This window comes from Paenibacillus sp. B-A-8, from assembly GCF_048572915.1.
In the GTDB taxonomy this organism is placed as follows: Bacteria; Bacillota; Bacilli; order Paenibacillales; family Paenibacillaceae; genus Paenibacillus_AQ.
In genome coordinates, this window is sequence record NZ_CP183882.1 from 2,538,666 (window position 1) to 2,560,976 (window position 22,311).

At 43.4% G+C, this 22,311-nt stretch carries 22 protein-coding genes; 17 read left to right on the forward strand and 5 right to left on the reverse strand.

Going from position 1 to position 22,311, the window contains the following annotated elements:
• Window positions 1-106: 106 nt before the first annotated feature.
• Window positions 107-919 carry a MerR family transcriptional regulator gene (locus ACN6MV_RS10930; protein WP_419886337.1) on the reverse strand — a complete coding sequence of 271 codons (813 nt, stop codon included), beginning with the start codon at window positions 917-919 and terminating at the stop codon, window positions 107-109.
• Between the two features lie 102 nt (window positions 920-1,021).
• On the opposite strand from ACN6MV_RS10930, the gene ACN6MV_RS10935 reads away from it, so the two are divergent.
• From ACN6MV_RS10935 to ACN6MV_RS11010, 16 genes are all read left to right on the forward strand, one after another.
• Entirely contained in the window at window positions 1,022-2,356 is a 1,335-nt protein-coding gene (locus ACN6MV_RS10935) for an MATE family efflux transporter (protein ID WP_419886338.1), read from the forward strand.
• Between the two features lie 193 nt (window positions 2,357-2,549).
• On the forward strand, window positions 2,550-3,341 hold the full coding sequence (locus ACN6MV_RS10940; RefSeq protein WP_042126409.1) for a (2Fe-2S)-binding protein: 792 nt from the start codon (window positions 2,550-2,552) through the stop codon (window positions 3,339-3,341).
• A gap of 280 nt (window positions 3,342-3,621) precedes the next feature.
• The gene (locus ACN6MV_RS10945; protein WP_419886339.1) at window positions 3,622-4,650 is read left to right on the forward strand and encodes an ABC transporter substrate-binding protein; all 1,029 of its coding nucleotides are present in this window, start codon (window positions 3,622-3,624) and stop codon (window positions 4,648-4,650) included.
• Between the two features lie 16 nt (window positions 4,651-4,666).
• The gene (locus ACN6MV_RS10950; protein WP_052414555.1) at window positions 4,667-5,656 is read left to right on the forward strand and encodes a FecCD family ABC transporter permease; all 990 of its coding nucleotides are present in this window, start codon (window positions 4,667-4,669) and stop codon (window positions 5,654-5,656) included.
• Window position 5,657: 1 nt separating this feature from the next.
• Window positions 5,658-6,437, forward strand: coding sequence for an ABC transporter ATP-binding protein (locus ACN6MV_RS10955; RefSeq protein ID WP_042126410.1), 780 nt, complete (start codon window positions 5,658-5,660; stop codon window positions 6,435-6,437).
• A 44-nt stretch (window positions 6,438-6,481) separates the two neighbouring features.
• Window positions 6,482-7,009 (forward strand): HugZ family protein, encoded by a 528-nt coding sequence (locus ACN6MV_RS10960; protein WP_042126411.1) that lies wholly within the window; start codon window positions 6,482-6,484, stop codon window positions 7,007-7,009.
• A 3-nt stretch (window positions 7,010-7,012) separates the two neighbouring features.
• A complete protein-coding gene (locus ACN6MV_RS10965) occupies window positions 7,013-7,441 on the forward strand; it encodes a DinB family protein (RefSeq protein ID WP_042126413.1) in 429 nt (142 codons plus the stop codon).
• A gap of 160 nt (window positions 7,442-7,601) precedes the next feature.
• A complete protein-coding gene (locus ACN6MV_RS10970; protein ID WP_375102565.1) occupies window positions 7,602-8,009 on the forward strand; it encodes a MerR family transcriptional regulator in 408 nt (135 codons plus the stop codon).
• Window positions 8,010-8,077: 68 nt separating this feature from the next.
• Window positions 8,078-8,989, forward strand: coding sequence for an alpha/beta hydrolase (locus ACN6MV_RS10975; RefSeq protein ID WP_419886340.1), 912 nt, complete (start codon window positions 8,078-8,080; stop codon window positions 8,987-8,989).
• Between the two features lie 299 nt (window positions 8,990-9,288).
• Window positions 9,289-9,879 carry a TetR family transcriptional regulator gene (locus ACN6MV_RS10980; protein WP_419886341.1) on the forward strand — a complete coding sequence of 197 codons (591 nt, stop codon included), beginning with the start codon at window positions 9,289-9,291 and terminating at the stop codon, window positions 9,877-9,879.
• A gap of 71 nt (window positions 9,880-9,950) precedes the next feature.
• Window positions 9,951-10,877 (forward strand): AraC family transcriptional regulator, encoded by a 927-nt coding sequence (locus ACN6MV_RS10985; protein ID WP_231574143.1) that lies wholly within the window; start codon window positions 9,951-9,953, stop codon window positions 10,875-10,877.
• 95 nt (window positions 10,878-10,972) lie between these two features.
• Entirely contained in the window at window positions 10,973-12,844 is a 1,872-nt protein-coding gene (locus ACN6MV_RS10990; protein WP_419886342.1) for a class I mannose-6-phosphate isomerase, read from the forward strand.
• Window positions 12,844-13,815: an ROK family protein gene (locus ACN6MV_RS10995; protein ID WP_419886343.1), complete on the forward strand. Its 972-nt coding sequence runs from the start codon at window positions 12,844-12,846 to the stop codon at window positions 13,813-13,815. The genes ACN6MV_RS10990 and ACN6MV_RS10995 overlap by 1 nt, the downstream gene beginning before the upstream one ends.
• Before the next feature lie 156 nt (window positions 13,816-13,971).
• On the forward strand, window positions 13,972-14,715 hold the full coding sequence (locus tag ACN6MV_RS11000) for an SDR family oxidoreductase (protein WP_419886344.1): 744 nt from the start codon (window positions 13,972-13,974) through the stop codon (window positions 14,713-14,715).
• An 89-nt stretch (window positions 14,716-14,804) separates the two neighbouring features.
• On the forward strand, window positions 14,805-15,890 hold the full coding sequence (locus ACN6MV_RS11005) for a glycerol dehydrogenase (protein WP_419886345.1): 1,086 nt from the start codon (window positions 14,805-14,807) through the stop codon (window positions 15,888-15,890).
• Window positions 15,891-15,995: 105 nt separating this feature from the next.
• Complete coding sequence (locus ACN6MV_RS11010; RefSeq protein ID WP_419886346.1) at window positions 15,996-16,856, forward strand: divergent polysaccharide deacetylase family protein; 861 nt, start codon at window positions 15,996-15,998, stop codon at window positions 16,854-16,856.
• Here the strand turns inward: ACN6MV_RS11010 and ACN6MV_RS11015 are convergent.
• The gene (locus tag ACN6MV_RS11015; RefSeq protein WP_419886347.1) at window positions 16,843-17,595 is read right to left on the reverse strand and encodes an N-acetylmuramoyl-L-alanine amidase family protein; all 753 of its coding nucleotides are present in this window, start codon (window positions 17,593-17,595) and stop codon (window positions 16,843-16,845) included. The two genes, ACN6MV_RS11010 and ACN6MV_RS11015, sit on opposite strands and share 14 nt — an antisense overlap.
• Window positions 17,596-17,777: 182 nt before the next feature.
• Here ACN6MV_RS11015 and ACN6MV_RS11020 point away from each other — a divergent pair, with 182 nt between their 5' ends.
• Window positions 17,778-17,966: a YqzE family protein gene (locus ACN6MV_RS11020; protein ID WP_042126425.1), complete on the forward strand. Its 189-nt coding sequence runs from the start codon at window positions 17,778-17,780 to the stop codon at window positions 17,964-17,966.
• A 73-nt stretch (window positions 17,967-18,039) separates the two neighbouring features.
• Here the strand turns inward: ACN6MV_RS11020 and ACN6MV_RS11025 are convergent, their stop codons facing one another.
• The 3 genes from ACN6MV_RS11025 to ACN6MV_RS11035 all read right to left on the reverse strand — a co-directional run bounded on the left by ACN6MV_RS11025 (window position 18,040) and on the right by ACN6MV_RS11035 (window position 22,040).
• On the reverse strand, window positions 18,040-19,077 hold the full coding sequence (locus ACN6MV_RS11025) for a hypothetical protein (RefSeq protein WP_419886348.1): 1,038 nt from the start codon (window positions 19,075-19,077) through the stop codon (window positions 18,040-18,042).
• Between the two features lie 156 nt (window positions 19,078-19,233).
• Window positions 19,234-20,298 carry a YqhG family protein gene (locus ACN6MV_RS11030; protein ID WP_419886349.1) on the reverse strand — a complete coding sequence of 355 codons (1,065 nt, stop codon included), beginning with the start codon at window positions 20,296-20,298 and terminating at the stop codon, window positions 19,234-19,236.
• Window positions 20,295-22,040, reverse strand: a complete 1,746-nt coding sequence (locus ACN6MV_RS11035; protein ID WP_419886350.1) for a DEAD/DEAH box helicase — start codon at window positions 22,038-22,040, stop codon at window positions 20,295-20,297. The genes ACN6MV_RS11030 and ACN6MV_RS11035 overlap by 4 nt, the downstream gene beginning before the upstream one ends.
• Between the last annotated feature and the right edge of the window lie 271 nt (window positions 22,041-22,311).

The window sequence follows — 22,311 nt, forward strand, 5'->3', positions numbered from 1 at the left end:
TTTCAATGCAACAGCATGTGTCGATTTTATATCGGCACATGCTGTTTTGTTTACTCTTATATTAATTGGGTCTTTTACGAGCGTTCATCTCAAACCACGACTATGATCATGCAGATGTTAACAATACTTGAATCTCATAAACCCACTGAAACATTCCGGTGAAAATGACGGACTGGATGACGAATGGAATCTCCGTGTTGTATTCGGCTTTAGCATGTGCAGCGATATTCTGTATCGTTTCCATTCTCTGCTCCTCTGAGCAATAACCATAGAGATAAATCCCTTTAGGTAATATTGAAATCCAGTCGGCCTGTTCAGGGTACTTCTCACAAACTACAAAAAAGACAGATGAATTCTCACTAGGCTCTGAAGTAGTGGTCATAATATTTGCACGAAGATCAAATACGAATGTATCTTTTGGCGCATCTTCAAGCTGTTGATTCAATGCATCCTGCAGTTGATGGAAACTTTCAAGGCTGGGTTTCTGTAGGGAGTGGATTTTTACGATCGCTCTTTCTCCCAAAGCCTTGGTTGAAAAATGAGTGGGGGATAGAGGGACGTCAGATAAATAAGCTTGATTTTCGTATTGTTTTCGTAAAGCACTAAGCTGTGACTTTGTCTTATTCAACTGTTTGATTTCCTGCTCAATTTCCTCGTCCTTTGTTTTAAGAAAATTAATAATATAATCGAGATTATCATTCGTAAATACATCTTTAATCTTATGAAGCGGCATATTCTTTTTTTTGCAGAAGTTGATGACATCGAGATAAATAAGCTCTTTATCTGAATAGTAGCGATATCCGGAGGAGGGATCTACTTTTGCAGGCTTCAGCAAGTGGATTCGGTCATAATGGCGTAAGGTTTCGATAGTTGTGTCTGCTAGTTTTGCTGTTTCACCAATAGAATAATAGTTGTTCATTGCATTGCTCTCCCGTTGACTCTTGTGTTACCCAAGAGATTATAGTGTTCATTGTACTGAATTTTAACTAAAATTTCAAAACAGTGAATGGAGAATGAGAAGATGAAGACAACAGAACTTGATGTATTAAAAGATCCAATTCCCAAACTATTTCGTGGTTACGCAATCCCCGGAATCGTAGCTTCGCTTTCTATGTGTCTGTACGGAATTATTAACGGAATCATTTTGGGGCGTTTTGTAGGACCTAATGCGCTAGCTGCAGTGAATATGGCTTCACCGATTTTTAATATTATATCCTGTATTGGGATCTTAATTGCCATTGGAGGAAATACATTAACCGCTATTAGTCTAGGAGAGCAGAACAAGAGAAAAGCTAATCACTACTTCAATAATGCTTTTTACGCCCTGCTTATGATTACCGTAGCTATTTTCATAATGGTAGTTTTTTTTCCTCATGTACTTGCTAGAATCGTTGGAGCGAACTCAGTGCTTTTTCCAATGGTTGTTGATTACATACGGACGTTTGGTTTATTTGTCGTGCCTGTAATTTTTAATATTTTACTTGGTATTTCATTGCAATCCATTGGCAAACCTCAGCTTTATATGTTCGGTAATTTGCTTAGTGTAGTTTTGAACATTATCTTGGATTTGATTTTTATCTGTGCCTTAGATATGGGGATTACCGGTGCAGCTTTGGCGTCTGGGATCAGTGCAACGGTTGTTTTTATATTATTTTTTTCGAAATTCATCTCAAAGGAAAGCTTTTTAAGAGTAGGTAGATGGAAAGTGGAGTTAAAAGCAATCGGAAGGATGATTTATAATGGCTCCTCAGAGGCGATTACGCAATTCAGTGCAGGTTTTTCTTTTATGATCTTCAACTGGATTTTGATCTCTAAATTTGGTGAAATAGGCGTATCTTCATTTGCGGTAGTTCAGTATATCTCACTAGTAGTTAATGCAGTTATCATGGGCATGTCGAGAGGGTTAGGAGCCATTAGCAGTGTAAATTACGGAGCCAAGGAGTACAGTCGTATATCAGAGCTTATTGCCGTGGCCATTAAAATAGTTACATCGGTTGGTGTGGTTTGTACAGCAATACTGATTATTTTTAAATCTCCCTTAATTTCTCTTTTTGTAAAAGACAATCTTCAGGTCATGAATACATCAAGTGAGATTATCACATTTTATAGCTTTAATTTTATTTTTGTAGGTGCCAATATTATAATCAACGCTTTCTATACGGCCATTAACAATCCGAGAACATCCGCAATTTTGGCAATTTTACGGTATATCTTGTTGATTGGAAATTTCTTTGTCCTCCCTTTAATGTTGGGTAACATCGGTCTATGGCTTTCCTTTGTAGTGGCAGAGATAATCTGTGTCGTGGTAAGCTATGTTTGTTTGAAGAAGACAATGTTAGAGTGGGATTTCAACTAGTCTACAGCAGAATAATAGAGGAGTTTCGAAGTGGCGAACACTGTGATTTAGACCAGTGTGTTCTCTATCGTATACTTCACTGCTAACTATTATAGGAATGATTATTTTTCTGACCGGAAATTAAAAAGCAAAATCAGAAGAAGGTTCCGTAATTAAGAGCCAAGATTTTATAAATGCAGAGGAGATTAACCCGATGTCGCAAGAGCTTGATTTTTCATTAGTAAATTCCTATTATCATATTTCTCCGGATGGTGCCGAGAACCCACTGGCTGAAATGCCTGCTACAGATTTCTTTGAAATGGGTCAAGTAAGAGGTTTGATGCAGCAAGCAGGGGAAATCGTTCAGGCACACGGCCTGGATTTACCTGCATCTTTTTTCGGGACATCATTATGTAATCTTTGTTCTACTAAACTGATTTTTCTGGCGCAATACAATAAGATTCTGGACTTATCCTTGGAGCGTTTAACTTTTCAAATAGAGGCTCACGAGGATCATGTACATTTGGGGTATAAGATTAAGGAGTTACACTATAAAGATGTCCCGGAGAAAGAGCTGGAGTCGATGATCCTGAAGGACTGGGAGGTATTTATTATACATACAGTTACACCTGCCGTAGAAGCCATCGCAGCAGCTGCAGGGGTTAAATCAGCCATGATCTGGCAACAATTTGGCGGTGAAATAGGGATGTTAAGAGAGTACATCGCTCAGAATGAGACGCGTGAAGAAGTGTTGGAGAGATTTAATCGTAATTTCTTGCTACTATCGGAATCCATCTCACCAGAGCTTTTTCACAGAAATAGAAATCCATTTAAGCATACGATTCGCTATACAGATAATCCTTACCAGGCAGGAGAGCAACTAGCGTTACGTTCTTCCTGCTGTCTCTACTTTTGCCGTGAAAATGGCGAAAAGTGTTATGTATGTCCAAGGTTAAAGGACGAAGAGAGGGAAGAGAAAAGAATGAAAATCCTCGCAACTCTATAAGTAAATTAGGTTTCTTATGCAAAATAACCATATCCCTTGGATGTGGTTATTTTTTTTGAATAACAGAAAGTAAAAGGTTTGCACCATACTTAAGTCTGATATTTTACTAGAAGGATTGTCCTTCTTAAAAGGTTGAGAAAGGCGTTTTTGCTAGTTTAAAATTAAAATAAAATTGTTGACACTTGATAATGATAAACATTATCATAGGAGTGGTAGGTGAGAATGAAAATCATTGTCACTACAAAGGACGTATAATTATACATACTCGGAGGGATAGATTTTGAAGAAATTATTAGTACTTATGGTTGTTGCAGCGCTTACTGTAATGACTGCATGTTCGTCAACCAATACAGCGGACAATCAAACAAAGAATGCAGCAACAACGAATACAACTGCCAAAGAAACGAATGCAGCGAATACAACAGAAGCAACGAATACAGCGGATGCTGGAAAGGAATTCAGTCTGGAGAATGATGGTGTAGATGAAGCATTGTTCAATGAAGCGTTAAGCCAATTCCCAGCCACAGTACCTCAGCGTATTGTTACTACTTCTGTACCCTTAACAGAAATGCTCTACTTGCTTGGAATCACACCAGTAGGTGTGCCAACCTCTACCAATCCAATTCCTGCTGATTTTGAAACGATAGATAAAATTGGTTCACCTATGGCACCTGATCTTGAAGTAGTTACAAAGCTTGAGCCGGACTTGCTGCTGGGAGCGGAATCGCTTCGAAGCACGCTAGATAAGACACTGGAAGGCATGGATTTGCAAAAAGCATATCTACGTACAGAATCCTTCGAGGATTTGAAGCTTAGCCTTAAAGTATTAGGCACTTATTTTAACAAAAAAGATGAAATGAATGCGGCTTTGACTAAGATTTTGGATAAAGAAAATGAGCTAAGTAAATTAGCCGAAGGAAAAGAACTACCGAGTGTGATGCTCGTTATTGGAACCTCTGATTCCTTTATGGTTATGAGTGAGAAATCTTATTTAGGTAGTTTGGTGAAGAAGCTTGGTGCAGATAACATTGCTACTTCTGTACTTAACGTTACAGATACTTACTCCCCAATTAATATGGAGAACATTGTAGCCGCTGACCCAGACGTTATTCTTGTACTCGCTTCAGGTGATCATGGCGCAACAAAGGATAAGTTCAAAAAAGAAATTGAGAAGAACGAAACTTGGACAAAGCTTTCTGCTTACACAAACGATAAAATTTACATGTTGGATTATAGTGTGTTCGGTGTGACTTCGATTATTAATGCAGAGACAGCACTGACTGAAATTGCAAAATACTTCTATGAATAATTAAAGGAGACAGCAAGTGATAAAAACATCTCGTAGCAGAATAGTTGTTATTGTAACGGTTATATCAGCGCTCGTTGCCGCAATTATTGCAATCGGACTAGGCTCTGTATTCATTCCGGTATCAGACATACTCAGCACGATCTTTAGTTCATCGTCTAAGGCGGTGAACGCCACCATCATATGGGATATTCGATTGCCACGTGTATTACTGGCGATGATCATCGGAGCGAATATAGCGATCTCGGGCGCACTGCTGCAAGCTGTGATGGGTAACCCACTTGCTGATCCTGGATTGACGGGTGTAACTAGTGGGGCGGCTGCATGTGTTCTTGTCATAATGCTTGCTGCACCTCAGTATACTCAGTTCATTCCGATAGCTGCTTTTGTTGGTGGACTTATTGCTGCCGGCATTGTATATGCATTAGCGTGGAGACGAACCGGCATTTCGCCGGTTACCATTATTCTATCTGGTGTTGCTGTGAATGCGCTCTGTGGAGGAGTTATTGGACTCTTAACAATCATGTACAGTGATAGACTTCCTGCAGCGGTTCAATGGCTTAACGGCAGCCTTGCAGCAAAAGGGAATAATGCCTTGATGATGGTCCTTCCATATGCCATTGTAGGTTGGATCTTATCGTTTTTTGCGATTCGTAAGGCAAATATCATTCGTCTGGGTGATCAGGTTGCTTCGAATCTGGGTGAAAATGTGAACCAAATTCGTATCCTGCTCTCCTTGCTAGCCGTATTTCTGGCGGCTATTTCTGTAGCAGCCATTGGAATGATCGGATTTGTTGGTCTTGTTGTACCGCATATGGCGAGAATGCTCGTTGGTTCTGATTATAAATATCTTTTGCCGATGAGTATGGCGCTTGGTGCATTGGTACTGTTGATTGCAGATACGGGTGGACGTACGTTATTCGCACCACTAGATATTCCTTCGGGTATCCTAATGGCTGTGATTGGTGGACCTTATTTCCTATACCTGATGAGAAAGAAGGCGTTCTAACATGTTTACTGTCGATTCCATTTCGATTCGGTATGAGCAGAAAAGCGTGATAAACAACTTCTCTTTTTCCGTAAAAAAAGGTGAAATCGTCTCTATCATAGGACCAAACGGCTCTGGCAAATCAACACTACTCAAAGCGGTATCACGGCTAATTCCATATCATACGGGTACGGTTACCCTCGATGGTACGGATCTGAAGTCCATGAGCGCCAAACAAGTCGCACGAAAAATGTGCATGCTGAGCCAGAAGAATCAAGCGCCAAGTGATATGACTGTGATCGATCTAGTCTCTTATGGTAGGTATCCACATAAAAAGTGGTTCGAAAGATTGAATCAAGAAGACATGGATATTGTACAGTGGTCTCTGGAGAAGACAAATTTGGTGGAATATAAGGACCGACCTGTAGCTTCATTGTCAGGAGGAGAATCACAACGTGCCTGGATTGCAATGGCTTTAGCGCAGCGGCCTCTGATCATGTTGCTTGACGAACCAACAACGTACTTGGATATTTCACATCAGCATGAAGTGCTTGAGCTCGTTCGTGAGTTGAATCAGGACATGGGGATGACCATAGTAATGGTTCTGCATGATCTCAATCAAGCTTCTACTTATAGCGATAGTATTGTTGTAGTGCAGGCTGGTGAGAAAGCGATGTACGGCACACCCAATGAAGTCATGACAACAGACATGATCCGGGATGTCTACCGAATGGATGCGGAAGTTCAGTATGTGCCTACAGAGAAGAAACCTCGAATTCATTTACTCAGTACCGTTCGATAGATTCATATTGTGATTACATTACATATTCATGGAGGGATTTTTTAATGAAGAAGCCTGTAGATATTGAGAAAAATAAAGAAAACTACTTACAGTTTATTAATAAGCGTAAAAATCTGATTTTGAGTTTAATTGATGATGAAGGTAAGCCTTTCATTAGTTATGCACCTTTTGTAAAGAAAGATGGCAAGCTGTATATCTATATTAGTAAGATTGCAGAGCACTATGGCTATATGGAAAATAATGATTTTGTGGACGCCTTCCTGATTGCGGATGAGTCTGAAACCAACAATAAATTTGCAACTGAGCGTGTGCGTTGGAGTTGTAATTCAAGTAATATCGGTAATGATGGACATGAGGATATCTTTGAATTGTTTAATGCGGATCATGGTGAAGCCATGTTGAAATTGCTGCGCGGACTGGATTTTTCACTGTTCGAATTGACCCCTCAGAAGGGGCGTTATGTTGTTGGCTTTGGGTTGGCGTTTGACATCGACGTGGATGCGAATTTGTTCAACCATGTTGTGATTGATAAGAAGAAAGACGAAGAAGCAACCGTACAAGGGAGCAAATAGCCGATGACTATTACTTCAGTGCTGCCCATCTGGCAAGCGGTTCAAGAGCGATTTCATAAAATGGTGAAGGCATTGCCGGAAGAGGACTTAAATCTTAAATTAGGGAACTCCACCATCGGAGGTTTGATTTCTCATAATGCCGAGGTAGAGTTTATGTTTGCAGAGTGGTTCTTTGGTAAACCTAAACCTCAAGCCGATGATGCAGTGTATACTACATTAAGTGAACTGGTGGATCTGCTGTCTGCTTCCAACGAGAATCTGATTGCAGCGATGCGGGAGCTTCCGGAAGATGCTTGGCATGTGAGTGTAGAATCGGCATTTGGCACATCTACTCCACTTGAAGCAGTAGGTAGACTTATGTATCACACAGGCATTCATGCCGGACAGATTTCTCTGATACAGAAAAATGCGGTTCGAAGTGAAGTGTTGTAGAGTAGAAGAATAGAAGGAATGGGAAAACGGCAGAAATGCCGTTTTTTTGTGTGTAAATAAGGAGTTTTTAGTTAATTTCGAGTAGTTGTTATCTCTCTTCTGAAACTCTCTGGAGTTGTGTATTTGGTATAATATAGGGGATTCCAAGGAGGCGTATATTATGACGGAGTACTTGAGAGGCCAAATGGCCAAAATGGCGAATGTGAATATGGAGACGTTAAGGTATTATGAAGAACTTGGACTGATTAGCACTCCTTTACGTTCGGAAGCCGGATACCGTCTTTATTCTGAAGAGGCGCTTAGTCGACTAACGTTTATACATAATGCTAAGCTATGTGGGTTCACATTGAAGGAAATTAAAAAGGCACTGTTAAAATCGGAAAGCAGCGGCATTAGCATAGATGATTTTGTAAATGTTGTAGATAAAAAAATGGATAAAGTTCGTAACGAAATAGTCAAACAGGAAGTGAAGCTAGCAGCCCTCGAAGATTTAAGAAGAAATTTGCTAGCAGCAGATAAACATCCAGGTGTACAGTCGACGTTAGAAATACTAAAAATGGAATCTTAACTTGACCTTGTAGTCTCCTACAGGCTTTACAATTTGGGAAGAAGAGATCTGTAGGAGGGATTATAGATATGGAAAAAACGAGTATAGATCAGCTTGCAATGATCAAAAATTATCTGAACCAAACGAACCGATTTGAAAGTAGGTCTGTAGAGCAAATCCGGCAAGAAATGGCCGAAACGGCTGCGAGCCTGCCAAGTCATTCTGATGTTAAAGTTGAACAGGCTATAATCGGGTCAATGCGTGGAGAGTGGATAATACCTATGCAGCCAGTGCCGCCTCAGCATGAAGTTATCCTTTATTTTCACGGTGGTGGTTTTATTGCGGGCACTTGTGAATTTTATCGGGATTTAGCAACACGAATAGCAAAAGCTAGCGGCACGAAAATACTAACTATTGAGTATCGCCTTGCGCCCGAGTATCCTTATCCCGCTGCTAATGAAGATTGTATAGAGGCTTATCAATGGTTGCTTGCGAATGGATATTCTGCCAATGATATCGTGTTTGGAGGAGACTCTGTTGGAGCCAGCCTTGCGCTAATGACACTGATTAGTTTGAGGAATGAGGGGAGAGAGTTACCAGCGGGTGCCTTTTTAATATCACCTCATACGGTTCTTGTTCATCTGGACGGAGAATCTTATCAGAGTCGAGCATTGCTTGATCCGACAGGTAGCTTAGAGGGGAGTAAACGAATACTTAACGCATATGTAGGCACATGCTCAGAGTTGGATCCAATACTATCGCCATTAAGGATGGATTTACAAGGATTACCTGAGTTACTTGTTCAAGTAGGTGATCATGAGGTGCTTTTAAGTGATTCAACGAGGTTGACTGAACGGGCGAAAGCAGCGGGTGTTCAGGTGGAATTGGAAATATGGGAGAATATGTGGAGTGTTTTTCATTTCTTAGCGTACATGCTCCCAGAAGCGCAGCAGGCGATTACGAAGATCGGTAAGTTTGTCAGAGGGAAGCTGGATCAGTGAGAAAATAGATGAAATAATGTACTTTCGCCTTCTTGAGAGATCAGGGAGGTTTTTTGTTATCGGGGAATGGATAAACTTCACATCTTTAGGCAAGTTAACGGACTGTATAGCTCTTATTGGCATGTAAGAATGCCGAAAAGGATGGGATTTGGTTTACCAAATAAGTACCTAAGTTTTAATTTGTGAGAGTCTATACTGACAATGATTTTACGAATGACAAAGTGATGATATTGTCAGTTTGTTTATGATTGTTATATGCTATGATAATAACCACCAGAGATAGAGCGAGGGGAATATATATGTCGAATGATCTTCCATTATCTAAAGAAAACATTTTGGATGCAGCTGAACAAGTGCTCCGGCGTTTTGGCCCGGATAAGACTTCCGTTGTTGATGTAGCGAGAGTGCTGAAAGTTAGTCATGGTACGCTATATAGACATTTTTCAAGTAAATCTGCTTTACGAGAAGCGGTTACTGAAAGATGGTTGCAACACAATATTTTAGCCCCGCTAAAGGTCATTACTGAGCAATTTGATGGGACTGCCAAAGAGCAGCTGCGTTTGTGGCTGGATACTCTAATCCGCAGTAAACGAACCTATGCTGTAGATGATTCCGAAATGTTTGCAATGTACGCCTCCGTAACTTTAGAAGCGGTAGATATGATTACCCAACACGTAGATCAATTAATTGAGCAAATCACACGCATTATTGAAAAAGGTATACAAACCGAGGAGTTTAGAGCGTTGGAATCAAGGGTTACAGCAAGAGCGATTTTTAATGCTACATCACGCTTTCACCATCCAGCTCATGCGAAAGAGTGGCAGACAGCTAAGATTGATCAGGAATTTAACGCCGTGTGGGATTTGATTCTTTTCGGAATTTCGAAGTAAATGTAACGGCAGCAGCTTGTATTCCATAAAGAGACCAGTATACAATGGGAGCGAACAAAGGAGGGATGAAATTGTCAATCCAATCCAGCTTCCGCCGAGCCAATGCTATATGTAACCGACATGCTACAAAAATTCAAGGAGCCGGCTTGTCCATAACTATTTTATATTGGGGTTTCATGCCGGCTCATTTCGATAATTCCCTCCACCGCCATTCTTTTTTTGAAGCTTGCTATGTGTTAGATGGAGAGGGGAGCTATTATGAACACGACAGGGAGTATAATTTAGTAAAAGGAACGGCGTTTCTGTCTACGCCTGGCGTATGGCACCAGATTCGAAGCACTTCCGGATTGACATTATGCTATGTCGCGTTTGAAATGGATGAATCGCTGACAGAGCCGTTTTATCTCGAAGCGTATCGACAGCTTGCTGAACGAGGAAACAGTGTTGTTAGGGGGGCCGACTCCTCTTTGACAGGACATTTGTGGCAGGCGTTACTAGCTTTGTGTGCAAATTCAGTCTCAACCATTCCGCTAGCCCTGGAACAGGTCGCGTACTCGCTGCTGTTGTCTTTCCCCGAATTGCATGGCTTGACCCTTACCGCGGGTGAAAGTGTTCAACAACCGATTTCTCCAGGGCATGCTTTATTTAGGCAAGCCAAGCGTTTCATTGACGATAATTTGAGCAATGAGCTTACGCTTGCGACCGTCGCGACTCATCTACATATCTCCTCCCGGCATTTAACCCGATTATTTCAGGAGTATCTCAGTCAGTCCTTCGTACATTATATTCAGGAGCGCCGGATGCAGCATGCATCGCAGCTTCTGCTAAATGATTATGCACCCATTAAGGACATTGCGTTACAATGCGGCTTTCAGTCCGTGCATTACTTTACCCGTGTTTTTACCCGCGCGCTTGGCGTATCTCCTGCCAAATTTCGCCGTTCACAATTCTCCGAAGGTCGCTCCGGCAACATTCATTACCCTCCGAAGATGTCCTGATTGTACAAAAATAGTGCTGTTTCCTTTAAAGACTCTGTCCCCAACAATTTATACAATGTGAACATACATTGATTACGAGTTGGGAGGCAGCAGCAATGGAAGTAAGTAAAGTTCGATTTTTTAATTCTGTTCCGGTTAATCCTGTAAGGCTGAAATGCCATGAGGCAGTGCAGTCCGATATTGGGTCGGGCTATGAGGCATGGCTACGGCTAATAAAGGACGATTTTAACCAACACAATGCCAAGACATATCATTTAGCCATTGACGGTACCCATGGTGCCGCATTTACGACAATCCTTGAGCAACTGCATGCACTATGTAGCCACAAGAACATTGCTTATATTGAACTGGATAGTATGAGATATATGAAAAGCAGCGCGAAGCTCTTAACGGCGTTTCACCGTTATTTGACCGATAACCGCGCCTTTGGATTTATTGCTTCAGATGTCGATTTTAAAGACTACTTCAGACCGCACGCGCAAGCAGAATGGCAGTCGGACGTTGCTGAAATCCTTCAGCAATCCTTGGAATCTTTAGGCGGGGATTGCTCCGGTATGATGATTATTACCTATGGACCAGGCGCAGGCTACCTCTCTTCGGACGCCTCACTATCTATATTTTGTGACATTTCACGGGAGCATCAGCAGCGGCTTCACCGGCAAGGGATGGGTTCGCTGAAATTGGGGAAATGTGTAGATCCAGTAGAGACCTATAAACAAGCATTGTTCCTGGAATGGCCGGTATGGGACCAATACCGTAAGCGCTATCTAAATGATTTTGACTATTACATGGATATGAATGATCCAGATCAGCCGACGTTCCTTACACTTCCTCTGCTGCGTACGATCATGCAAGCAGCGGCGGGGCAGCCGATTCGCGTAAAGCCTTTCTTTGCTCCAGGCATTTGGGGGGGGCAGTATTTGAAGGAACTTTGCGAATTGCCGGAAGAGTGGGATAACTGTGCTTGGAGCTTTGAGCCGATCGCACCGGAAAATACGATGCTGATTGAAGTATGCGGCCACACGCTGGAGCTACCGTTTCCGCTGCTGCTGTCGGCCCATCCGCTGGAAATTATGGGAGAGCGAAATGTCCGACTGTTCGGAGATTACTTTCCGATCCGCTTCGATTATCTGGATACCATTGGGGGAGATCATCTGTCCTTGCAGGTTCATCCTCGTCAAGCCTATATTGAGGAAACCTTTAACGAGACGATGACCCAGCAGGAGTCCTATTACATCATGGAGCAAGAGGAAGGAGCGGCTCCCTTTGTTGCACTTGGTTTTACCGAAGGAATAAACGGAGAGCATTTGCTGGAAGCGGTGGATAACGCCCATGCTACCGGGATGCCGCTCGCTGTCGAACAATATGTGAATGTGCTGGATGCTCACAAAGGAGATTTGTTCCTTATTCCGCCAGGAGCTGTTCATTTCTCGAGCAAAGGCAACCTCGTTCTGGAAATCTCATCTACAACCTGGTGGTTCACCTTCAAGATCTACGATCACCTGCGTCTGGACAAAGATGGCTCGCCGCGGCCCATTAACCGCGACCATGCAAGCTGCAATATGAATGACAGCATCGACACGCGTTATGTTAATGAGCATTTGGTGCGATCTCCTGTCATTTCCCGCGTACAGGGCAGCAGTATTGAGGAATTGCTAGGAGAGCGTGAAGACTTGCTGTTCCAGGTCAAAAGATTAAAGCTAGAGAGTGAATGGCAGGACGATACGAACGGTCAGTTTTTCATGTTCAATCTGGTCGATGGCGATCGTGTTCGCCTTACGCCGCTGAACAATGAGGAGGCTGCTGTGGAATGGGGATATGCAGAGTCTTACATTGTTCCAGCTGCAGTAGGGAAATTTCGGATAGAATCCATTGGTGACTCAACATGCAGCTTAATTGTTGCTCAAGTTTCTCCAAATTGGTATACTCCTCTGCTGCCCCATCATTGGAAGGATGGTGAAGTGTAATGGAGCCTGGGGTCTTGCTGCATACCGGCTTAATGACGACCCTTGCTATTGATGCTGGAGGAACGTTTTTGAAGGCTGGTGTCCTAAAGAACGGCATTCTCATGCCCGGGGTTTCTTTCATTCGACCATCGCATTCAAATGGGACCCCGGAACAAATCGTTGGCGGCCTTGTAGATCTTATTCTGGAACTGTCAACCGCCTATAAAGCGCAGCTAGGTATCAAAGAGCATCCAGCTCCAGCAGGGTTTGTTATCGGACTTGCCTTTCCGGGACCCTTTGAATATGAGTCAGGTATTTCGCGTATTCAGGGACTGAATAAATATGATTCCATTTACGGCCTTAATTTGAAAGCACTGCTGCGGGATGAATTAACTCGGCGCTCAGCGCTAAATTCTGCTTTGCCATGGTTCTCTGAGCTAGCAGCGGCACCTATCCGGCTGGGCAATGATGCTGTTATGTTCTCCCTTGGCGTCAGCAGATTGTTTCCTGAGGACAAAATGATATGCCTTACGCTGGGAACAGGGCTCGGGTCCACTTTTATAGAGAAGCAAAAGGTGGTCTCAGGCAGATCAGGCATACCGTCCTCAGGCATGCTATATGAAGAAACATTTAACGAAGAACGAGTTGATGATGTGTTAGGTAGCAGAGGCATTTTGTCGTTGGCAGATAGCCTTCATGCTCGTTCATGCGATGATAGTGTGGAGAATCTGGCTTTAGCTGCCCAATCAGGTGATCCCTCTGCCATCCAGGTATGGGAGATATACGGCCAGCGGCTTGGTCTCATGCTGCGTCCTTATTTCGCTGCCTTTCAGCCCGACAAACTTGTTCTTGGCGGACAAATCGCCAAAAGCAGAGAATTATTTGAAGACAGCTTGCGAAGCGCGCTGATGCCAGAGCAGGTGGTGCTATATTATGAGAACGATGTGCTGGAGCAAGTGTTCTATGGCATTCATCAAATGTTTGACACCTGAAGTCAAACCGGAAACCTACGTTCCGCTCATGACCAACTAATGGGAGACCCATTTTTATGGATAATGACAAAAATAAATAATTGTCACTTGTCATTTTCTAGCCGTCGGATTATAATCAGACCAACAAGAACGGCAATTGAATAGGGGGAAATAATCATGGATCATCATTTAGCTGGAAGAGTAGCTTTGGTAACAGGTGCCTCGAGAGGTATGGGACGGGAAATTGCTGAGAACTTGGCTTTACATGGTGCGAAGGTAGTTGTTAATTATGCAAATAGTCCAGGCAAGGCAGAGGAAGTTGTGAACGAAATTAAGCAAAAGGGTGAAGAAGCAATTGCTGTACAAGCGGATATCAGCCAAGTGCGAGAGCTAGAACACTTATTCCAAACTACACTAGAGGCTTATGGACAAATTGATATTCTTGTTAATAACGCAGGCGTTATGATCACAAAGCCGATTGCGAGTATGACAGAGGAAGACTTCGACAAACAGTTTGCCATCAATGTGAAGGGTACCTTCTTTGCTTGCCAGCAAGCTGCTAAACATATGAGTGAGAACGGACGGATTATAAATTTCTCAACATCAGTTACAGGTCAGATGTTTCCAACCTACAGTGTTTATGCGGGGACAAAAGGTGCAGTGGAACAATTCACTCGTCAGTTGGCAAAAGAATTCGGACGGAAAGGAATCACCATTAATGCGGTTTCGCCCGGTCCTGTGAATACGGAGCTTTTTACCGTTGGGAAGACTGCTGAAGAAATTGCTAATGTAGGGAATATGAATTCTTTTGGACGCTTGGGTGAGCCTGAGGATATATCAAGTGTGGTGTTGTTTCTAGCCAGTAAGGAATCACAGTGGATTACGGGCCAGACGATTCGTGTAAACGGCGGATTTATTTAAGACCAGATCCTTTAGCATCTTTTTTAATAGCCAGTCTGAAGCAACACTCCTTAGAATAAAAGGATATACAAAAAAGGAGGAGTGAAACCATGACACAGATGATATGCTCGCCGACAAAATATATACAGGGACATGGAGAGATTCTTAAGCTGGGAGATTATTGTTTGAAGCTAGGCGCGAAAAGAGCTTATGCGATTATAGATCCTTTTATTTATTCCATGTACAAGGCGGATATCTTGCACAGCTTTGAAATCAACAATATTCCTCTTATGCTGTGCGAATTCAAGGGCGAATGCAGCCGCACTCAGGTGGATGAGATGGTGTTAGAACTTAGTCTGAAGGACGTTGAAGTCGTCTTAGGAATCGGTGGTGGCAAGACGCTGGATACAGCAAAAGCAGTAAGCTATATGTCGGAGCTCCCTGTAGTTATTGTTCCCACAGTGGCCTCAACGGATGCACCTTGCAGCGCAATATCAGTTTTGTATACGGATGCGGGTGACTTTGATTGCTATCTCCCCTTAAAAAGAAATCCCGACATGGTCATCGCAGATTTAGACATTATTGCTAAAGCTCCTGCAAGATTACTGGTTGCTGGAATGGGGGATGCCTTATCCACCTTTTTCGAAGCAAGGGCTTGCCGGCAATCAGGGGCGATTACTCATGCAGGTGGGACAAGCACAATTGCAGCGTTCTCTTTAGCACGTGCTTGTCTGGACACACTTCTCGCTGAGGGCGAATCAGCATTGCAAGATGTTAAGCAAGGAATCACCTCGTCTGCAGTGGAACATATTGTTGAAGCTAATATTTACTTGAGCGGCGTCGGATTTGAGAGTGGCGGGCTTGCGGCAGCCCATGCCATTCATAACGGACTGACACTGCATGAGGGATGCAGGAATGTTCTACACGGTGAGAAGGTTGCTTTTGCTACAATTGTGCAGTTGTTCTTGGAGAAGGCTTCTGACGAAGAGATTGCTCAAGTCATTGATTTCTGCAAAAGAATCGGACTTCCCGTTACCCTTAAGGAGCTTGGGATTACCGATAGTGATACCGATAAATTAATGGTGGTGGCAGAGGCCAGCTGCTCCCAGGATAGTCCGATGAAGAATATGCCATTTGAAGTTCAACCTGTGGATGTGCTGGAAGCAATTCTTGCCGCAGACAAGCGCGGACAATAGCAACAGCTCGATTGTAAATTATTGCGAACCCTCCTCGTACATATTTAACCTTCGTGAACCAAACAATGAGAACAATTGTTTAAGACGAAGGAGGCGTTCCTCTTGATGAAGGACAGTCGAAAGGTTAAACGTTACTTACTACATTGGATTGCTGTTGCTGCTGTAATGATTACCACAATTATTCCGGCGACGCCGGCTGTCTCTGCTGCCACGTCTAAAGACAACGTTACAAATACGCAGCATGAAGAGAGTGCACCTAAACGTGATAAGGTCGCTATCATCATTGACGACTTCGGCAATGGCATGAAGGGGACAGATGAAATGTTCTCATTACCGATAAAGCTTACTGTAGCCGTCATGCCTTTTTTGCCTACATCCGTGAAGGATGCTACCCGCGCGCATGAACGTGGTGATGATGTCCTGGTACATTTGCCGATGGAGCCGCGTCAAGGTAATCCTAAATGGCTTGGACCAGGAGCCATATTGGCCAAAATGTCCGATGAGGAAGTGCGACAAAAGGTTGAGGCAGCTCTCGATAATGTTCCTTATGCGATCGGGATAAATAACCACATGGGCTCGAAAATTACCGGGGACGAGCGGATTATGGCGGTGATCTTATCTGTATGCAAAGAACGGGGATTGTTTTTTGTAGACAGCAAGACCAACTACCGTTCCGTTGCTGGAAATATGGCTTATCGAATGGGGTTACCACGCGTTGAGAACCATATTTTTTTAGATGACACACATACAGCAAGTCATGTTCTGAAACAAATGGGTCTCGTCAAAGACTTAGCGAAGGATCAACGATTTTGTGTAACCATTGGTCATGTTGGCGTATTTGGGAAAGAGACCGCCGCAGGAATCCGCAGCGGTATTGAACAGATGAAAGACAATGTTGAGTTTATAGGGATTTCTGATCTGGTTAAAAACGAGATGAAATGGAGCTCCCAACTTAAACTTCCATAAGATAAGCTACAATACCATCAGCGATGGCTTCAGCGATTTGTTGCTGCCCTTTAGGGGTGCATAACTTTGCGCGGTCAGTCGGACTGCTTACAAAACCCGCCTCAACGATAACCGTTGTGGCGGTTATTTTATTGAGTAAATAAAAGGGTTTACCTGGTCTTGGATGAGCCTCGACATCGTAAAGATTGTTTAGCTGATGCTGAATGGACTTAGCAAGCATGAAGCTGCGGCCCTCTTGACGGTACAATACAAGCGGTCCATGTTTGGAAGGGGAGGGCGCCCAGTTAATATGGATGCTTACCACTACAGTAGCAGGTAATGTCTCGGCAAGCTCTTTACGCTGTGCAAGATCGCGCAGATGGCGAGATTTACTACGCAACCAGCGGTTTTCATCACTAGGGGCATAATCGCCATTGCGGTTTAATGCGACGTCAAAGCCATCGCTGCCCAGCAGAAGAAATAATCGACGTGAGATATCTAATGTGATATCTTTTTCAAGAATATTTCCGTAGGAAGTTCCACCATCGATGCCTCCGTGTCCTGCATCAATTAGAATCAATCGGTGTCCATGACCTAATATATGCTGACGGTCATCCTTCATCACGGACTTCTCTGGTGTTGCAGAGGCAAAGGAGCTCCCCATAAACAACAATAATAGTCCTAGGGTTGTTAGAGTGATTCGAAAGCCGCATATAGCAGCTGCTGCTCTGGGAAAGGATGGTTTTCTCCAGTTGTTCAAGTGAAACGCCTCCTTGCAAGTGAATAACGTGTCCTGGATTCTTTGTTAGATTGTGCTTTAATAGGTAAACCTATTCGACAAATCAGAAGTCTGTAGTTTAGATCTAACTGGAGTGGTGCACACTAAGAGCATGGAATGGACGCTGATTAATTAATTTCACTTATAATGTAGGGGGTGTTACAATGGCTTCCGGTGGCGATGAGCTTGTAAAGTATATAACGGAGAAGGTAGTCGTATATATTGAGGATCCACGTGCCATACATGCCCGTAGAGCAGCTACGAAGCAGCCGTGGTCACAGAAATGGTTTGGCATGCTTCCTCTTGGGTGGTCAATCTGGCGAAGCAAGTGGGATCATGACAAAAAAGAGTAAATGTTAAATCGCAAATAACCTTCCAGTGCCTTTGTTCATGGGTGGCAGTGGAAGGTTATTTGCATTTGTTATATTAACGATTATATCCGAGTGCTTTGGTAGTTCTGTCTGGCAGCTTATGCAGTGTCCCATTTTTCTGTAATGCAGCGAGTGGTAAATATCGTTTTCCTTCAGGGCCTGACGCCGCGTATATGGTAAGTTTGTTGTTCTCAGTTTGATTTTGTACATGAGAAGGCTGCCAACTTTGATAGCCTGTAATCATAAAAGGTGCCCCGACAAGGTCATTTCGCCCAGCAGCTTGATAAGCGATGCTTTCCTTAGGTTTGATTAGAAGCGCAATATTGTCGCCGCTTACAGTGGTGAGTTTAGGAGCGGTCAGCCATAGGATATCTTCATAAGGATCATCTGATCCTCCACTATTGAAGGCCGATAGCGGTGATACGTCAGGATTAAGATTAGTGATTACATCTGTTGCTGGAGGCTGTTCTTTAAGCACTTCTTCCGCTTTGCTAAGTGTCCAAGGTAAAATTTGTGGCACGGAAGCGTTGATGTAAAACGTCTTTTCGTCAATCGTTATTTTCCAGACCGGCAGAAGTGGTGCATATAAAGCAGTCAGTTTTATTTTTCCTGAAAAAGATGATGTAATGAGACCCTTCTGCACCAAAAACTGGCGCAGATCATTTAAACTGTAGGGGAGTCCGTAAGTGCCGGCTCCATATTCACTTAGCATATATCCGCCTGTATCGGTGGCGGAAATGATCATATATCCGATCCTCTCTTCGCCCTTCATTACATTAACAAGCCAGCCATGAGTACCTGGACCAAGGGGATAATAATCTAACCCTGCATCCTTCCAGGCTGTAAATGGAGCTTCTGCAGCGAGCTTGTTCAGCGTAGTCTTAGCGAATTCTTGGACCGTAGTGGGAGAAGGTAAAGAACTCATCTTTAGCACAGGGATTGCGTCCTGTGTGACCGACTGGATCACACTCACTCTGGCCAGCGCAAGCGCTGAAGGGGAACCGGAACTGGATATAAACAGTCCAAAGCTTAGAAGCAGGAGGAGGCATCCTTGACCCGCAAGTTGTAGCCTCCGCCGCAAACTTATTTTCATGGCGTCGTTCACCTTTCTTTGTTAATAAATGTCAGGAAGTTTTAAGCTTTACTCTATTGTAGTGGACAGGCTATAAAAAGGCTGTTGCTTGCTGTCGCGCCTGAAGGCGGAAGTTCTCTTGTTTTTTTGCCTGCTTTTAGCGAGTAGGGTCGCATTCTATAGACTTCGTAGATGAAACAGTCCATAGGTTATCGCAGAAACTGCAATTTGCGGCTCATATTGCCAAATGGTCTCCTGTCGACGACGGTTATATTGCTCCTGAGTACCTAAACGTTTTTCTTCATCCGGCTCTTTCAGCAGTTCTCCGTAATAAATATCAATGATAGCCAGCTCGATTCTAAGACGCTCACGTGCCTGTTCTGCCCAAGAGTAATCAAGTTCGGCTAGATGAGAGGTAAGATGAGCCTCTAATAAATCTGTAGCGGCTGTAACTGTTAATTCATAAGGCTGAATATGCACGTTTTCCGGTAAACGGGGGGTCATCTCCCGCGAGGATATCTTTGCGTTAAAGTCATCAATAATGGTCCCTTTTGTCAGAGATATTCCAAGATAATGCAGTTCTTCCCGTTTCAAATCACAGCTCATTTCGACTTTATAACAGACACCGAGCCACGGTTCATAGGCTGCAGAGAAAAGTGTATTCCGCTGCCTGCTACCGGGGTCCTCAAATAAGTAAAGGCATTTCCCTTCATCTTGAGCTGCACTCCAAATTTGCTGAAGGCGCTTGCTACCATAAATGATATCTTCACGTCTTATCATGCCAGGTCCAATTCGAGGCAGTGCCGGTACAATCCCGAAGTAGCGGGCAAGGATACTGTCTTCAGGATTTGAGGAAGGGACATGAACCACATTTGATTCAGATGTTTCTGAATTTAAAAGATCTGTGCTAGCCTCAACATCAGCAGTAGCACTCATCACTGGGTCTCCGGTAATTGACGGTTTTAATGCCAGGGTGCTGCGATTTACTGTTGGCGGAACTTCTATAGCTGCTTGGCTGTCGTATTTTTCCGGATCGAATACAAAGGTGAAAGAGAGTGTCTCTGGATCAACTCCAGTACGCTCCACGAACCCCCAATAATAAGGTCGATCTGTAAGCATTCTGTCAGCTCTTGGCGATAGCTTTACAGTTACGTGAATGGGCGATACTTCAATAATGGAGCATTCTGTTGCTTCCAAATAGTCCATAACATGTTTACGTACTTCCTGTGAGGTGAGGGTCATGTCGCAGTCTCACTTTCTTTTTTGATACCCTGAGTTAACTCGCTGAGGGATTCACCGATATGATCTAGCTCATTACGCAGTTCTTCATCGGAGCGGGATTCGAGCATGATTTTGTATAAGCTTTTCTCCAGAGATTCTTTCTTCTCAAATCGCTCCAGAATCACATCCAGCCCGCCAATGACCATTTCGAACATATTGATCTTCTCGTGTAGCAGATGCAGAATATGTTCTTCAATCGTGCCCTGCGTGGACAAATTATAGATAACCACGTCATTTTCCTGACCTAACCGATGTACCCGCCCAATCCGCTGTTCTACTCTCATGGGATTCCAAGGCAGATCGAAGTTGATCATATGGTGACAGAACTGCAGGTTAATGCCCTCACCACCCGCCTCAGTAGCGATCATTACTTGAGCACGACCGCGGAAGAGATCCATCATCCAATCTTTTTTGCCGCGATTCATCCCGCCGGAATAAGAAACACACATTAGCCCATGTTCGCGGAAATACTGAAGCAAATATTCTTGAGTCGCACGATACTCCGTAAAGACAATGACTTTTTCATTCATTTCTTGAATGAGAGATAGTGTTGTTTCGGCTTTGGTATTGGTCTTAACCGTACGAAGTGTCTGCAATAGCTCCATCATCCGATCGCGTTTCGGCGAATCGGCGGGCAACTTCTTGATCAGATTAACTAAAGTGATGAACACAGCATCTCGACTGCTGCATACCTCGCGCTGAAGCGTTACCAAGGAAAGCATGCTGCTAAGATTGCCGCCTGATTCCTGATACTGATCTTTCACAAAAGAAGTGACAGCGTCATATAATACTCTCTCTTCCTGTGAAAGAACTAGCGGAATATTACGGACTTTTCGTTTCGTAAAGTTAACTGGACCTTCGCCACGCCGATTGCGGATCATCACCTTCGATAGTTCGTCCCGTAGCTGACCTTCATTCTTAGGTTGGCGTTTATCAACGACGAAATTCGAAGCGAAATCACCCTGATTTCCAAGTTGCCCCGGTTTCAGTAAAGTGATCAAATTAAATAGCTCGCCCAGATCATTCTGAACGGGAGTGGCGGTTAGGAGCAGGCAATATTTTTTGCGTAATTGCTGTACAAATAAATAATTGGTTGATTTCTTATTCTTCAGCTTGTGGGCTTCGTCAATAATCAACATGTCATATTCATTTTCCAGCAGCATTTCTTTATGTGGATCGCGTTTCGCGGTGTCCATAGATGCGACGACAATCGCATTTCCCCAGGAATATGCTTTTTTCTGTGCAACAGCAGAGATGCCAAACTTGGCATTCAGCTCGCGGACCCACTGCAATACGAGGGAAGCGGGTACCAGAATAAGCACTTTAGAGACGAGACCGCGTACAAGATATTCCTTGAGTACAAGTCCTGCTTCAATCGTCTTTCCTAGTCCAACCTCGTCTGCAAGAATCGCGCGACCTGACATTTCAAACAGAACCTTATGCGCGGTATCGAGCTGATGAGGAAGCGGGGATAATCCCGATAAATGCTTCATGCATTGCAGCTCATCGAAGCTTGTTACTAGACCTGTTTGTTCACCTTGTACGGCAAGTTTAGACAGACGGAAGTCTCCCCACGGACCGCCTTTCTCCAGTTTAAGTTCTAGATCCTGTAGCCAATTTCGGTCAAAAGAAAGAGGAACAGGCAGTATAGGCGCTGACTTTCCACCTTTGTGAGGTAGAGAATTACGGAATAATTGCGTCATGGTACAGCCTCCTCAGGTGCTAATTCATATCATCTTTCGTAGGAGTAGTATGCTCTTAAACAAGAGAATTCATAACCTTCTATTTTTCTTGATAGCCTTTAAAAAAGAGAGTAAAAGCGAGAAAACTCGGCAAGGTTTACGATATTTCAGCTGCTTGACTCTATTTTCGAAAAAGACCTTCGATACAATATGTGGTATAGTTTAAAAGTTGACGCACACAATATATTGTGACAAAAGCATGAAAATGTGGTTTTTTTAAAGTGCGTAGCTG

Coding starts and splice junctions, on each gene's coding strand:
- ACN6MV_RS11020 (WP_042126425.1), top strand. CDS start 17,778: ATGGCTTCCGGTGGCGATGAGCTTGTAAAGTATATAACGGAGAAGGTA.
- ACN6MV_RS11010 (WP_419886346.1), top strand. CDS start 15,996: ATGAAGGACAGTCGAAAGGTTAAACGTTACTTACTACATTGGATTGCT.
- ACN6MV_RS10940 (WP_042126409.1), top strand. CDS start 2,550: ATGTCGCAAGAGCTTGATTTTTCATTAGTAAATTCCTATTATCATATT.
- ACN6MV_RS11005 (WP_419886345.1), top strand. CDS start 14,805: ATGACACAGATGATATGCTCGCCGACAAAATATATACAGGGACATGGA.
- ACN6MV_RS10995 (WP_419886343.1), top strand. CDS start 12,844: ATGGAGCCTGGGGTCTTGCTGCATACCGGCTTAATGACGACCCTTGCT.
- ACN6MV_RS10955 (WP_042126410.1), top strand. CDS start 5,658: ATGTTTACTGTCGATTCCATTTCGATTCGGTATGAGCAGAAAAGCGTG.
- ACN6MV_RS11000 (WP_419886344.1), top strand. CDS start 13,972: ATGGATCATCATTTAGCTGGAAGAGTAGCTTTGGTAACAGGTGCCTCG.
- ACN6MV_RS10970 (WP_375102565.1), top strand. CDS start 7,602: ATGACGGAGTACTTGAGAGGCCAAATGGCCAAAATGGCGAATGTGAAT.
- ACN6MV_RS10980 (WP_419886341.1), top strand. CDS start 9,289: ATGTCGAATGATCTTCCATTATCTAAAGAAAACATTTTGGATGCAGCT.
- ACN6MV_RS11035 (WP_419886350.1), bottom strand. CDS start 22,040: ATGACGCAATTATTCCGTAATTCTCTACCTCACAAAGGTGGAAAGTCA.
- ACN6MV_RS11030 (WP_419886349.1), bottom strand. CDS start 20,298: ATGACCCTCACCTCACAGGAAGTACGTAAACATGTTATGGACTATTTG.
- ACN6MV_RS10965 (WP_042126413.1), top strand. CDS start 7,013: ATGACTATTACTTCAGTGCTGCCCATCTGGCAAGCGGTTCAAGAGCGA.
- ACN6MV_RS10975 (WP_419886340.1), top strand. CDS start 8,078: ATGGAAAAAACGAGTATAGATCAGCTTGCAATGATCAAAAATTATCTG.
- ACN6MV_RS11025 (WP_419886348.1), bottom strand. CDS start 19,077: ATGAAAATAAGTTTGCGGCGGAGGCTACAACTTGCGGGTCAAGGATGC.
- ACN6MV_RS10990 (WP_419886342.1), top strand. CDS start 10,973: ATGGAAGTAAGTAAAGTTCGATTTTTTAATTCTGTTCCGGTTAATCCT.
- ACN6MV_RS10930 (WP_419886337.1), bottom strand. CDS start 919: ATGAACAACTATTATTCTATTGGTGAAACAGCAAAACTAGCAGACACA.
- ACN6MV_RS10960 (WP_042126411.1), top strand. CDS start 6,482: ATGAAGAAGCCTGTAGATATTGAGAAAAATAAAGAAAACTACTTACAG.
- ACN6MV_RS10935 (WP_419886338.1), top strand. CDS start 1,022: ATGAAGACAACAGAACTTGATGTATTAAAAGATCCAATTCCCAAACTA.